This is a genomic window from Amycolatopsis sp. NPDC114478 (genome assembly GCF_055633805.1).
The window spans coordinates 223,239-235,920 of sequence record NZ_JBVKDO010000011.1; the positions used below are offsets into that span (position 1 = coordinate 223,239).

Annotated in this window: 14 protein-coding genes and 1 tRNA gene; 4 read left to right on the forward strand and 11 right to left on the reverse strand. The window is 70.4% G+C overall.

Features of this window, described 5'->3' with window-relative positions; genetic code table 11:
• Positions 1–32: 32 nt before the first annotated feature.
• The 4 genes from ACZ7OH_RS28920 to ACZ7OH_RS28935 form a co-directional block, all read right to left on the reverse strand.
• Positions 33–1,013 carry a ribose-phosphate diphosphokinase gene (locus ACZ7OH_RS28920; RefSeq protein WP_470283685.1) on the reverse strand — a complete coding sequence of 327 codons (981 nt, stop codon included), beginning with the start codon at positions 1,011–1,013 and terminating at the stop codon, positions 33–35.
• Positions 1,010–2,482 carry a bifunctional UDP-N-acetylglucosamine diphosphorylase/glucosamine-1-phosphate N-acetyltransferase GlmU gene (gene glmU, locus ACZ7OH_RS28925; protein ID WP_470283686.1) on the reverse strand — a complete coding sequence of 491 codons (1,473 nt, stop codon included), beginning with the start codon at positions 2,480–2,482 and terminating at the stop codon, positions 1,010–1,012. Before glmU ends, ACZ7OH_RS28920 begins: the two co-directional genes overlap by 4 nt.
• 48 nt (positions 2,483–2,530) lie before the next feature.
• Positions 2,531–4,285 carry a GGDEF domain-containing protein gene (locus ACZ7OH_RS28930; protein ID WP_400895038.1) on the reverse strand — a complete coding sequence of 585 codons (1,755 nt, stop codon included), beginning with the start codon at positions 4,283–4,285 and terminating at the stop codon, positions 2,531–2,533.
• Between the two features lie 34 nt (positions 4,286–4,319).
• Positions 4,320–4,391 (reverse strand) — tRNA-Gln (locus ACZ7OH_RS28935).
• A 206-nt stretch (positions 4,392–4,597) separates the two neighbouring features.
• On the opposite strand from ACZ7OH_RS28935, the gene ACZ7OH_RS28940 reads away from it, so the two are divergent.
• The 3 genes from ACZ7OH_RS28940 (at position 4,598) to ACZ7OH_RS28950 (ending at position 6,653) form a co-directional block, all read left to right on the forward strand.
• Positions 4,598–5,563 carry an acyl-CoA desaturase gene (locus tag ACZ7OH_RS28940; protein ID WP_470283687.1) on the forward strand — a complete coding sequence of 322 codons (966 nt, stop codon included), beginning with the start codon at positions 4,598–4,600 and terminating at the stop codon, positions 5,561–5,563.
• A gap of 95 nt (positions 5,564–5,658) precedes the next feature.
• On the forward strand, positions 5,659–6,252 hold the full coding sequence (locus ACZ7OH_RS28945) for a TetR/AcrR family transcriptional regulator (protein WP_286003625.1): 594 nt from the start codon (positions 5,659–5,661) through the stop codon (positions 6,250–6,252).
• A gap of 29 nt (positions 6,253–6,281) precedes the next feature.
• Entirely contained in the window at positions 6,282–6,653 is a 372-nt protein-coding gene (locus tag ACZ7OH_RS28950) for a DUF6228 family protein (protein ID WP_470283688.1), read from the forward strand.
• Here ACZ7OH_RS28950 and ACZ7OH_RS28955 read toward each other — a convergent pair.
• Genes ACZ7OH_RS28955 through ACZ7OH_RS28965 form a run of 3 tightly spaced genes read right to left on the reverse strand, consistent with a single transcriptional unit; the run spans position 6,646 to position 7,819 of the window.
• Positions 6,646–7,035, reverse strand: coding sequence for an NUDIX hydrolase (locus ACZ7OH_RS28955; RefSeq protein ID WP_470283689.1), 390 nt, complete (start codon positions 7,033–7,035; stop codon positions 6,646–6,648). The genes ACZ7OH_RS28950 and ACZ7OH_RS28955 overlap by 8 nt on opposite strands.
• Entirely contained in the window at positions 7,032–7,424 is a 393-nt protein-coding gene (locus tag ACZ7OH_RS28960; protein WP_470283690.1) for an NUDIX hydrolase, read from the reverse strand. The genes ACZ7OH_RS28955 and ACZ7OH_RS28960 overlap by 4 nt, the downstream gene beginning before the upstream one ends.
• Complete coding sequence (locus tag ACZ7OH_RS28965; protein WP_470283691.1) at positions 7,421–7,819, reverse strand: cysteine hydrolase family protein; 399 nt, start codon at positions 7,817–7,819, stop codon at positions 7,421–7,423. The genes ACZ7OH_RS28960 and ACZ7OH_RS28965 overlap by 4 nt, the downstream gene beginning before the upstream one ends.
• 30 nt (positions 7,820–7,849) lie before the next feature.
• Here ACZ7OH_RS28965 and ACZ7OH_RS28970 point away from each other — a divergent pair, with 30 nt between their 5' ends.
• Complete coding sequence (locus tag ACZ7OH_RS28970; protein WP_470283692.1) at positions 7,850–8,575, forward strand: SDR family NAD(P)-dependent oxidoreductase; 726 nt, start codon at positions 7,850–7,852, stop codon at positions 8,573–8,575.
• A 203-nt stretch (positions 8,576–8,778) separates the two neighbouring features.
• Here ACZ7OH_RS28970 and ACZ7OH_RS28975 read toward each other — a convergent pair whose 3' ends face one another.
• The 4 genes from ACZ7OH_RS28975 to ACZ7OH_RS28990 are packed head-to-tail and all read right to left on the reverse strand — an operon-like array spanning position 8,779 to position 12,640.
• On the reverse strand, positions 8,779–9,960 hold the full coding sequence (locus ACZ7OH_RS28975; protein ID WP_400895022.1) for a PQQ-dependent sugar dehydrogenase: 1,182 nt from the start codon (positions 9,958–9,960) through the stop codon (positions 8,779–8,781).
• Positions 9,961–9,976: 16 nt separating this feature from the next.
• Positions 9,977–10,822, reverse strand: a complete 846-nt coding sequence (locus ACZ7OH_RS28980) for an alpha/beta fold hydrolase (protein ID WP_470283693.1) — start codon at positions 10,820–10,822, stop codon at positions 9,977–9,979.
• Positions 10,823–10,868: 46 nt separating this feature from the next.
• Positions 10,869–11,525 (reverse strand): response regulator, encoded by a 657-nt coding sequence (locus tag ACZ7OH_RS28985; protein WP_400895017.1) that lies wholly within the window; start codon positions 11,523–11,525, stop codon positions 10,869–10,871.
• Entirely contained in the window at positions 11,522–12,640 is a 1,119-nt protein-coding gene (locus ACZ7OH_RS28990) for a sensor histidine kinase (RefSeq protein WP_470283694.1), read from the reverse strand. The genes ACZ7OH_RS28985 and ACZ7OH_RS28990 overlap by 4 nt, the downstream gene beginning before the upstream one ends.
• Positions 12,641–12,682 lie beyond the last annotated feature (42 nt).

Sequence of the window (12,682 nt, forward strand, 5' to 3'; positions counted from 1 at the left end):
GGGCGCGGAGTTCGCGCCCGGCGGACGGGTTGTCAGGCCTGGCCGTCGAAGAGCGAAGTCACCGAGCCGTCCTCGAAGACCTGCTGGATCGCCTCCGCCAGCATCGGCGCGATCGACAGGACCGTCAGCCCCTCGAAGCGCTTCTCCTCCGGGATCGGCAGCGAGTTCGTCACGATGACCTCGCGCGCCTTGCACTGCGAAAGCCGCTCGGTCGCCGGGTCGGACAGGATGCCGTGGGTCGTCGCGATGACGACGTCGGCCGCGCCCTCGTCGATCAGGGCCTCGGTGGCCTTCACGATCGTGCCGCCGGTGTCGATCATGTCGTCGATCAGCACGCAGAGCTTGCCCTCGACCTTGCCGACCACGCGGTTGGCGACGGCCTGGTTCGGCTTGTCCGGGTCGCGCGTCTTGTGGATGAACGCGATCGGCCGGTCGCCCAGCGTCTGCGCCCACTTCTCGGCCAGCCGCACGCGGCCCGAGTCCGGCGAGACGACGGTGATGTCGGCGTCGCCGTAGGTCTTCTTGATGTGGTCGGCCAGCACGGTCTGCGCCATCAGGTGGTCGACCGGGCCGTCGAAGAAGCCCTGGATCTGCGCGGTGTGCAGGTCGACGGTCATGATCCGGTCGGCGCCCGCGGTCTTGAACAGGTCCGCGATCAGCCGCGCCGAGATCGGCTCGCGGCCCTTGTGCTTCTTGTCCTGGCGCGCGTACGGGTAGAACGGCATCACCACGGTGATCCGCTTCGCGCTCGCCCGCTTGAGCGCGTCCACCATGATCAGCTGCTCCATCACGTACTCGTTGATGGGCGTGGTGTGCGCCTGGATGACGAAGGCGTCGGTGCCGCGCACGGACTCCTCGAAGCGGACGAACAGCTCGCCGTTGGCGAACGTGTGCGCCGTCTGCGGGGTGATCGTCACGTTGAGGTGCTTGGCGACCTCTTCGGCGAGCTCCTGGTGCGCCCGTCCGGAGAAGAGCATCAAGTTCTTCTTCGGCGTACCTGACTTCGGACTCATGCTGGCGACTCCCCGTCGGTTCCTGCTGCTGACTCGGCGTCGAGCGCGGCCTGGGCCGCTTCCGCCGCGGGCGTACCCGGCCTGCGCCGGATCGCCCAGCCTTCGATGTTGCGCTGCGGCGGCGCCGACACCGCGAGTGTGCCCGGCGGGACGTCCTCGCGGATCACGGCACCCGCTCCACTGTAAGCGCCGTCACCGACCTGCACCGGAGCGACGAACGTGTTGTCCGCGCCCATCCGGACATACGACCCGATAACGGTCCGGTGCTTGTTCACCCCGTCGTAGTTCACGAACACGCTGGAGCAGCCGATGTTGCTGTGCTCGCCGATCGTGGCGTCGCCGACGTAGGTCAGGTGCGGCACCTTCGTGCCGGCGCCGATGTCGGCGGACTTCGTCTCGACGAACGCGCCGAGCTTGCCCTTTTCGCCCAGCTTCGTGCCCGGCCGCAGGTAGGTGAACGGGCCGACGTTGACGCCGTCGCCCAGCTCCGAGTCGGAGCCGTGCACGCGCACCACGGAGGCGCGGGCGCCGATGGTCATGTTCGTCAGGGTGCTGTCCGGCCCGACCGTCGTGCCTTCGCCGACCGACGTCGTGCCCTTGAGCTGCACGCCGGGCTCGATGACGACGTCGCGCGACAGCGTCACGCCGGCGTCGATCCAGGTCGTGGCCGGGTCGACGACCGTGACGCCCTCGCGCTGCCAGCGCTGCACGATCCGGCGGTTGAGCTCGGCGCCGAGCACCGACAGCTGGACGCGGTCGTTGACGCCCTCGGTCAGCCACGGGTCGTCGACGACGAGCGCGCCGACGTGCAGGCCGTCGCCGTTCGCGATGCCCAGGACGTCGGTGAGGTAGAGCTCGCCCTGCGCGTTGTCGGTCGAGAGGCGCGAAAGGCCGTCGCGCAGGACAGCGGCGTCGAAGGCGTAGACGCCCGAGTTGATCTCGGTGATCTCCGCCTGCTCCGGGGTGGCGTCCTTGTGCTCGACGATCCCGGTGACGTTGCCGGTGCCGTCGCGCACGATGCGGCCGTAGCCGCTCGGGTCGGCGACGACGGCGGTGAGCACGGTGATCGCGTTCTTCGCCTCGGTGTGCTCGTCGAGCAGGGCGCGCAGGGTCGCGGTGTCGAGCAGCGGGACGTCGCCGTAGCTGACGATCACCGTGCCGGTGAGGTCGGCGGGCAGGGTCGCCAGCGCGCAGGACACGGCGTGGCCGGTGCCCTTCTGCTCTTCCTGCACGGCGGTGCCGACCGCGCGCCCGAGGGCTTCCCCGACCCGCGCGAGGTGCTCTCCGACCGCTTCGCGGCCGTGGCCGGTGACGACCACGAGGTGCTCGGGACCCAGGCCGGCGGCGGCCCGGACGGCGTGCTCCACGAGGGGCCGCCCGGCGATCGGGTGCAGCACCTTCGGGGTCGCGGATCGCATGCGGGTGCCCTCACCCGCGGCGAGGATCAACGTGCTCAGCGGGCCGGTCAACGGCGCTCCCAACGGTTACCAAAAAATGGCTTCTGTCGGGCACCGATCCTAACTGTGGTCTTCGGCGTCCCACGCGGGGTCGGTCGGTGGGGCCTCGCCCGCCCACGCGGCGGCCGGGTCGGCGGCCATCGAGTTGGCCGACGCCACCTGGTTGCCGCCGCCGCGTTTCGCCTGGTACATGGCCGCGTCCGCGCGCGCCAGCACCTGCTCGCCGCGCTCCTGCGGCCGCAGCGAGACGAGCCCGATGGACAGCGTCACGCCGTGCGAGAGGTGGTGCGGCAGGTTCGCGACGGACTTGACCGCGCGGCCGAGCGCCATCTTCGCCGCGGACGCCGGCGTGCCCGGCAGCAGGACGATGAACTCGTCGCCGCCGTAGCGCGCCACGAGGTCGTCACCGCGCAGCGCGTCACGCAGCGTGCTCGCGACGACGCGCAGGACGTTGTCGCCCTCGGCGTGGGACTGCTTGTCGTTGACGCCCTTGAAGCCGTCGAGGTCGACCAGCGCGACCGCGAGGGGCTGCGCGTCCGCCGACGACGCCAGCTGGCGCAGCTTCTCGTCCAGCGCGCGCCGGTTCGGCAGGCCGGTGAGCGGGTCCTGCAGCGCCTGCTGGGTGATCGCGCCGTGCTCGGCGGAGAGCCGCTCGTGCTCGCGGCGGGCGTTCAGCGTGGCGATCTGCGACTCGCGCAGGCTCCACATCTCGTTCTCGAGCCGCCTCGCGTAGTCGATGAGCGACTCGCTGGCGCCGGACGCGTAGTCCGGGCTGGTGTCGAGCCGGGCCAGCTCACGCGCGATGTTGAGCCGCATCGACGGCTGCGAGGTGTCGTCGGTCAGCGACTCGCGGGCGTGCCGCAGCACGTCGAGGGCGTCTTCGCGGCGGCCCGCTTTGTCCAGGCAGCGGGCCAGCGCGATGGCGACGATCTCGCGTTCACCTGGGTAGCCGGTGCCTTCGTGCAGCTCCCGGAGCCGGTCGATCTGGTCGGGGCTCGGGCTGTGCAGCGCCTGCGCCGCGGCGAGGACGCCGACCTGGTCGGCGGCCGGGACGTTCGCCCGGCGGGGGAACAGCGACTCGGTGAAGGGCCCCTCGGCGGCCAGCGCCATGGACGCCGCGGTGCGGAACTTCTCGGCGCTCTCGTCGTACTCGTCGATGCGCTCGAGCCGCAGGCCCCAGCCCAGCAGCATCTTGACGCGGTTCATCAGCTGCAGCGTGATCTCGTGCGGGCTCGCGCTCTCGCGGATCGCGCTGGCGGCTCGGCCGATGACCTCCTCGGCGGCCTCGTAGACGCCGAGCTGGTTCAGCACGATCCAGCAGTCGTTCAGCGCCGACCACAGCATCCGGTTCCACTGGCGGATGCCGACCTGCCGGTTCGGGATCGCGGAGTCGTCGAGGATGGCCAGCGCGCGGGCGATCTCGGTGAGTGCGGGGTCCTCCTGCGAGGCGATGACCAGCCGGCGGCCGCGCAGCGCGTGCGCGTCGGCCCGCAGCAGGGCGAGGCCGTGCCGGCGGGTGTGCGCGAGCATCTCGTCGAGCCGCGGTTCGGCCTCGGCCGCCAGGCCCCTGGTGATCAGCCGGGCGATCGCGGACGCGCGCAGCAGCTGCGCGACCATCGTCGGCTCGCCGCGGCGCTGGGTCTCGTCGAGCAGCTCGTCCATCAGCTCGACGATCTGCAGCTGCTGGGTGTACTCCTGCCGCTGGACCGCGGCGATGAGCTCCCGCGCGCGCCCGACGAGCCAGGCGTCGGACATCTCGGCCAGCGCGGGACGCCTGGCCGCACCGGGGTCGGTCGCCTCGTCGGTCAGCGCCAACCTCCCGGTCTCGTGGGTTCGGGTCCTTCTGCTGCTCCGCCGCCAGGATTCGAACCTGAACTGTCAGAACCAAAATCTGAAGTGCTGCCGATTACACTACGGCGGATCGAACCTGGTCAGGATAGCGACGATCGGGTGTCGTCCGCGCGGGGGATGCGTTACCGGGCCTGCCGCCGGGTACCCGGCTACGAAGTACCGGTGTGAGGTTCAGGCACTCCCCAGTCGCCGAAACCTCCTGTACCGTAACTTACGGCATCGTAGGTTAGGGCACCCTACGTCCTAGGGTAGCCCGCGTAGGGAGAAGTGAAGCGTATGACGGCCACGCTCGACCGTTCTCAGCCCACCGGGGAGCCTTCGGCCCCCAAGGGGCCCAAACCCGTCACCGAAGGCACGCGAGGCATCGGCGTGCAACTGTCGGTCTACTTCGGCGTGATCGCGCCGCTGGTGGCATTGCTGGTCGCGGTGCCGTTCGCCTGGGGCTGGGGACTGAGCTGGGTCGACGTCGGCATCTTCGTCGTCTTCTACGCGATCAGCGGGCTCGGCATCACCGTGTCGTACCACCGCTACTTCACGCACGGCTCGTTCAAGGCCAAGCCGTGGCTGCGCGTGCTCATGGCCATCGCGGGCAGCATTGCCCTGCAGGGCCCGGTGATCACCTGGGTCGCCGACCACCGCCGCCACCACGCGTTCTCCGACCGCGACGGCGACCCGCACTCGCCGTGGGCGTTCGGCACCTCGCCGTGGGCCATCGCGAAGGGCTTCTGGCACGCCCACATGGGCTGGCTGTTCGAGCGCGACCAGACCAACGCCGAGCGCTTCGCGCCGGACCTGGTCAAGGACCCCGCGATCAAGAAGGTCGACGAACTGTTCTGGCTCTGGTCGCTGGTCAGCCTGCTGCTGCCGGCGCTGCTGGGCGGGCTGATCTCGTGGTCGCTGTGGGGCGCGGTCACCGCCTTCTTCTGGGCCGGGCTGGTGCGCATCTGCGTGCTGCACCACGTGACGTGGTCGGTCAACTCGATCTGCCACATGATCGGCGAGCGCCCGTTCGCGGCGCGCGACAAGTCGGCGAACTTCTGGCCCCTGGCGATCTTTTCGTTCGGCGAGTCGTGGCACAACCTGCACCACGCGGACCCGACGTCCGCGCGGCACGGTGTGAAGCGCGGCCAGATCGACATCTCCGCGCGGTTGATTTGGATCTTCGAAAAGTTCGGCTGGGTGCACGACGTGCGTTGGCCGACTCCGCAGCGCTTGGCCCGTATCGCGACGGAAAAGGGCTAGTCAACTAGGCTCCCCCGATGGCGGGGAGACGACGTTCGAAGCGGGAACAGCAGGTCACCGGGGCGCGTCCGGTCGCCCCGGTGACACGCGTCCGGATGACCGGCAGCGAGCGGCGTCAGCAGTTGTTGAACGTGGCGCGGGCGTTGTTCGCCGAGAAGGGTTTCGACGGTACGTCGATCGAGGAGATCGCGCACCGCGCCAACGTGTCGAAACCCGTGGTGTACGAACACTTCGGCGGCAAAGAGGGCATCTACGCGGTGGTCGTCGACCGCGAAACGCAGCTGTTGCTGGACCGCATGGTCTCGACCCTGCACGGCGGCCACCCCCGCGTGATGCTGGAACAGGCGGCGACGGCATTGCTGTCGTACGTCGAGGATTCCCACGACGGGTTCCGGATCCTGGTGCGGGATTCGCCGGTGGCGAGTTCGACGGGGACGTTCTCGACGGTGCTGAACGACATCGCGAGCCAGGTGGAGCACATTTTGGCCCAGCAGTTCGCGGCGCGGGGGTATGACGAGAAGCTGGCCGCGTTGTACGCGCAGGCGTTGGTGGGGATGGTCGCGTTGACCGGGCAGTGGTGGCTGGACGCGCGGAAGCCGAAGCGGGACGAAGTCGCGGCGCATCTGGTGAACTTGGCTTGGAACGGGTTGTCACACTTGGAGCACAAGCCGAAGCTCCGGCTGGGGTGAGCGTTTCCTGCGCGGGACCGGGCGTACTGGTGACCATCGCGGACCTCGACCGTTCGGACGGCGACCTCGTGCACTTCGCGGCCCAGGCGGAAGGCGGCGGCATGACCGCCGCGGTCAGCGTCGAGACTCTCCGCGGCGACGGCCTCGAAACCTTCGTCGCTGCCCTCGAAAGCGACTTCCGCGGCTGGCCGGGCGAGCGGGTGTGGAAGTCGTTCCGCGGTGACCTCGAACTCCGCGCGACGCACGGTGGCCGGTCCGTGGAGCTGGCTTGGACGTTGCACGGCCTCGAACCGGCCGGCGGCGGGCCGCGTCCGTGGTCCTGCACCGTCCGGACCTTCGTCACGCCGGGCGAAGAGCTGCGCCGGTTCAGTGCGGACGTCGGCGACTTCCTCGCTACTTGAGCCGGCCGTCCTCGTGGAGGTGGTCGAAGATGATCTTGTCCACCGCCGACACCCGATCCCGGTCCGCGTACGCCAGCCAAACGACCTCTTCGATCTCGCTGCTGGCGGCCAACGTTCCGGCGTACGCCGCCGTGTAGCAGGTCATCCGGACGAGCGTGCCCGCGTGGCCGTGTGCCTCCGCCTCGAACACCCCCGCCGGCGCGATCGACTCCTCCGTGATCGTCACGTCGAGTTCCTCGCGGATCTCGCGCACCAACGTCTCAGTGTCCGTCTCGCCCGGCTCGCGTTTGCCGCCCGGGAGGTAGTACACGTCCTTGCCGCGCGAACGCGTGCTCAGGATCCGGCCGTCCGCCAGGTGCAGCCAGGCGATCTTGTCGATCACCGCAGCGCGCCGGTCTCGTGGAGGTGGTCGAAGATCAGCTGCGCCACCAGCGATACCCGCGGCCGGTCCTCGTACCCGAGCCACGCGATCTCCTCGATTTCGCTGCTCGCCTGCAACGTCCCGCGGTACTCGGCCGTGTACGCCGTGGTGCGGACCAGCGTTCCCTCGGCCTTACCGTGCGCCTGGCCCTCGAACGTGCCTGCCGGCGCGATCGACTCCTCCTTGATCGTCACGTCGAGTTCTTCGCGGATCTCGCGCGCCAATGTCTCGGCGTCCGTCTCGCCCGGCTCGCGTTTGCCGCCCGGGAGGTAGAACTTGTCCTTGCCCCGGGAGCGCGCCGCCAGGGCCCGGCCGTCGGAGACTTCGATCCACGCCACCTTGTCGATCACGCCAGGACCTCGTCCGTCGTCAGCACCGCACCCAAGCGCGGGAAGATCTTCGTGATCGCGTTCTCGTGCGAAATGTCGGACAGCGCCGTCATCGCGTCGGACACCGCCACCGTGTCGTAGCCGTGGTCGGACGCCGCGCGCAGCGTCGACTCCACGCCGAACTCCGTCGCGATCCCGCCGAAGTACACCGTCCGGATGCCCTTGCCGCGGAGGAATTCGTCGAGGTCCGTGTTCGCGAAGCCGCCGATCGCGTACTTCGTGACGATCTTGTCGTCCTGCGCGTCGAACACCAGCTCGTTGCCCGGCGGGTTGTCCGGCCGCGCCATCACCACCGGCGTCCCGGCTTCGCGGGACGCCGTCCGCAGTGCGGACGTGGCCGGGTCGATCTTGGTCATGGCCCGATCCTAGGCACTAAGGTCGAAGCCATGGGGAACAGCAGGGAAGTAGTGGTCACGGGCGGCGGCACCGGCATCGGGTACGCCGTCGCAGCGGCTTTCGCCGAAGCCGGCGATCAGGTCACCATCACCGGGCGCCGCGAGCAGGTCCTCTCCGAAGCCGCCGCGCTCCTGGGTGCTCGGCCCGTCGTCTTCGATGCCGCCGATCCCGCCGGCGTCGAGTCCGCACTCGGGGAGTTGCCGGAGCGCGTCGACGTCCTCGTCAACAACGCCGGCGGCAACACGGATTTCGTCGACGCCGAAGGCGAAGGGCTCGCCGGCTTCGCGGCCGCGTTCGAACGCAACCTCCGGTCCAATGTGGTCAGTGCGGCCCTGGTGACGCACGCGCTGCGCGAGCGACTCGCCGACAACGCGCGGATCGTGACCATCGGGTCCATCGCCGCGCGCACCGGTGCCGGCTCGTACGGGGCCGCCAAGGCCGCGGTCGAGGGGTGGAACGTCAGCGTGGCGCAGGAGTTCGGCCCGCGCGGGATCACCGCGAACGTCGTCGCGCCCGGACTGATCGGTGAGACGGAGTTCTTCCACGGCAAGCTTTCCGACCGCCGTCGCGAGTGGCTGATCGGGAACACGATGAACAAGCGACCCGGCACGGTGGAAGATGTCGCCGCGGTCGTGACGTTCTTGGCGAGCCCCGCCGCCGGGCACGTCACCGGACAGGTGGTGCACGTCAACGGCGGGGCTCACCTGGGGAAATAGGACACACTTGGAGGCCGGTCCCCGATCGTCAGGTCGGCGATGACGATCGGGGACCAGCGCGGTGCTGCCGCGGGAACGCTATCTTCGGACCGCGTCCAACACTCGTCGGGGGCGGGCGAAAACTCTTGGTGCACACCATGTTCCGCGATCCGCCACCCCGGCGGAAGTGTCCACGGCACTCGGCGGCCGTGGGTTTCTCATGATCAGGCGGGCGTGACCTTCAGCAGCTTGTCGTCCGTTCCGTCCGAAGTCGTCACGTACAGGGCGCCGTCCGGGCCGCTGCGGACCGCGCGCAGGCGGCCGAACTTGTCGTTGAACTCCGGCGGGAGCGTGACGTCCAGGACCTTGCCCGCCGGGTCCAAGTGGTACAGCAGCAGCTTCTGGCCCTTCAGCGCCACCACGACCAGCGCGCCGTCGTTCGGGCCCCACTGCGCGCCCGTCAGGAACGCGTCGCCGCTGATCGCCTCGGTGATCTTGCCGGACGTCCACAGTGGACTTACCGCGTCCGGGAAGCGCTTGAGGTCCGTCATCGGCACGCTCTCGTCGTAGCTCGAGTCCGTGCCGCCCTTCGACGGGTCCCAGCCGTAGTTCGCGCCCGGCTTGAGCAGGTTGACCTCGTCGTCGAACGTCGGCCCGTGCTCGGCCGTGATCACCTGGCCGCTGCCCGGCCGGATCGCGACGCCCTGGACGTTGCGGTGGCCGTAGGTGTAGATCAGCCGCTCGTGCGGGTCGGCCGAGGTGATGAACGGGTTGTCCGGCAACGGGTTCCCGGTCTTCGCGTCCAGCCGCAGCACCTTGCCGCCCAGCGAGTGCCGGTCCTGGGCGATCGTCGACCGCGCGGTGTCGCCGGTGCCGACCAGCAGCGCGCCGTCGGGCGCGAACGTCGGGCGGCAGCCGGAGTGCCGCCCGCTCGGGTTCACCGGCAGCCCGGTCAGCAGGTTCTTCACCTTCGAAGCGGACCCGCCGTCTTCGGCCAGCTTCCACGTGACCAGCCGGATGTCGACGGCCTTGCCGCCCTCCTGGTGGTCCTGGCAGGTGATGAACTCGCGGCTGGTGCTGAAGTCCGGGCTGATCACCATGCCGAGCAGCCCGCCTTCGCCCTGCACGAGGACGTCGGAGAAGTCGGCCTTGACGTCGGTCGCCGTCCCGCGGCGGACCAGCGCGAGCTTGCCGGGCCGCTGCGGCACGAGGATGCCGCCGTCGGGCAGGAAGCCGATGTCCCAGCCGTGCTGCAGCCCGGCGGTCACCGTCTCGACCTTGAACTTCCCGGTCGACGCCGGGGGCGTGGACGCCGGCGGGACGCTCTGGACGGGCGCGCTGGACGCCCCCGAGCAGCCCGCGACCAGCAGGGACACCGCACCGATGAGACCCAGCACACGCCGCATACGGTTCATCCTGCCATCAAGCGGTGAAATCGCCGTTCGCCGCCGCGTCCGTCAGGAACTCCAGGTCGCGCGAGCCGGGGATGTAGTGCCCGGTGCCCGGCACGAAGTCCACGACGGCGCCGGCCGCTTCGAGCCGCCGTTTCGTCGTCGCCGAGTCGACCATGGCGTCTTCCGCGCCCGCGACGGCGTACACCGGCATGGTCAGCCGGCCCAGCGCGGCGTCGCCGAAGACCGGGAACGGCCCGGTGCGGTACCGGTAGTGCGCCGACACCAGCAGCTGGTGCTCGACGATCGGGGACGTCTCCGGCTCGCCGATCGTGCCCGCGACGGACTTCCGCCGTCCCTTCTCGCCGAGCAGCGACAGCAGCACCGCCTTGACGACGAACCCCTTCTTCATCGGGCCGAGCCCGATCGGGCACCGCAGCGCCAGCGCCGCGACGCGCTCGGGGCGCCGCGTCGCGTAGTCGAGCGCCACCCAGCCGCCGAACGAGGAGGTCAGGAACGCCGCCCGGGGGACGCCGAAGTGGTCGAGCACCGCGTCCAGCCAGCGCGCGTACCGGTCGCTGCCGAGCGGTGGCCGAGTCTCGGCGCTCAGCCCCGGCTCGCCGATGATGTCGACGGCGTGCACCCGGAACCGCTCGGTCAGCGCCGGGATCCGCGGTGCCCACTCCGCCGCGTTGCTGCCGGACCCGTGCAGCAGTACCAGCGGCGGGGCATCGGCCGGCCCCGCGACCACGACGAACGTCTCGCCTTCCGGTGTCGGGACGCGCACCTCCTCGCGGGCGCCGGGCCATGCCCGCAGGGCCTCGAGGTAGCGCTCGCGCAGGAGGCGCGCGCCGGCTTCGGACTTGTATATCATCATGCAAAGTACTCTATCTGTCCCTATCAAGAGGATAAATAGGGAAGGATCACGAGCCTGGTCGCACCAGGCCGGACTCGTAGGCGAAGACGACCGCGTGCACCCGGTCCCGCAGCCGCAGCTTCCCGAGGATGCGCCCGACGTGCGTCTTCACGGTCGTCTCGCCGATGTACAGCTTCGCCGCGATCTCGCCGTTGGACAGCCCGCGCGCGATGAGCCCCAGCACGTCCTTTTCGCGTTCGGTCAGCACGTCGAGCCGCGCGACGTCGACCGGGTCGCGGTCGTCGGCGAGGTAGCGGTCGAGCAGCCGCCGGGTGACCGACGGCGAGACCATCGCGTCGCCGCGCAGCACCCCGCGGATCGCCACGAGCATCTCCTCCGACGGCGCGTCCTTCACCAGGAACCCGCTCGCCCCGGCGCGCAACGCCGCGTACGCGTACTCGTCGAGGTCGAACGTCGTGATGATCAGGACGCGCACGTCCGGCAGCTCCGCGCAGATCCGCCCGGTCGCCGCGACGCCGTCCAGCACCGGCATCCGGACGTCCATCAGCACCAGGTCCGGCCGCAGCTCGCGCGCCTTCGCGACGGCCTCCTCGCCGTTCGCCGCCTCGGCCGCGACGACCAGGTCGTCCTGGCTCTCGACGATCATCCGCAGCCCGACGCGCACCAGCTCCTGGTCGTCGCAGAGCAGTACCCGCGTGGTCACGACCCGACCACCAGGCTCGCGCGGACCCGGTACCCGCCGTCCGGCAGCGGCCCGGCCGCCAGGTCGCCGTGGTACATCTCGACGCGCTGGCGCATCCCGGCCAGCCCGCGCCCGGACGACGGCAACACCGGCGCCGGCGGCGACTCACCGCCGGTGTTCGTCACCTCGATCCGGATCCGCTCGGGCTCGAAGGCGACTTCGACGCGGCCGGTCGCGTCGGCCGGAGCGTGCTTGATCATGTTGGTCAGGGCCTCCTGGACGATCCGGTACGCCTGCAGTGCGGCGCTCGCGGGCAGGCCATCGGCGTCGCCGGTGACCTCGAGCGCGACCGCGCGCCCGCACTGCTCGACGAGCCCGCGCAGCTCGGCGGTGGTCGGCTGGGGACTGCGCGCCGCCTGGCCGGCGTGCAGGACTTCGAGGAGCCGCCGCAGCTCGGCGAGTGCGTCCCGGCCGGTGCGGCCGATCGTGTCGAGCGTGCGGTCGACGGCTTCGGGGTCGCGGTGCCGCGCGAGCTTCGCGCCCTCGGCGTTCAGCACGATCACGCTCATGCTGTGCGCGAGGACGTCGTGCAGCTCGCGCGCGATCCGGGTGCGCTCCTCGGCGATCGCCGCCCGGGCCTGCGCTTCGGCGCGCCGGTTCTCCTCCGCGGTCAGCTGGGCCTTGGCGTGGAAGAACTCGCCGAGCGCCCACGCGGCGAAGTGGATGGGGACGATGACGATGACGTTCAGGACCGGGTTCTGCGTGTCGGGGCTCCGGCCGATCCCCCACAGCACGTCGAGCGCGAGGATCCCGGCCGCGGTCAGCGCGGCGAACCGGCGGTCGCCGCGCTGGACGAGGTTGAACAGCACCACGGCCATGCTCAGCTCGGCGCGGCCGCGGTCGTAGGCCCAGACCCCGTTCACGTAGGCGACGAGCGTGGCGGCCAGGATGAGCACCGCGACCGTGCGCGGGTACCGGCGGCGGACCAGCAGGGGGAGCAGGAACAGCATCGGGATCGCGCGCAGCACCCACGGGTCCTGGCCGGTCCAGCCGGGCGCCAGGAAGATGAACACGGCGTACAGCGGCAGGTCCACCGTCCACCGGTGCCTGCGTACCCACCTCACGAGCCGTTCCACGCGCCGAACGTAACGCGGCGACGCGGCCCACGGCGTCATCCC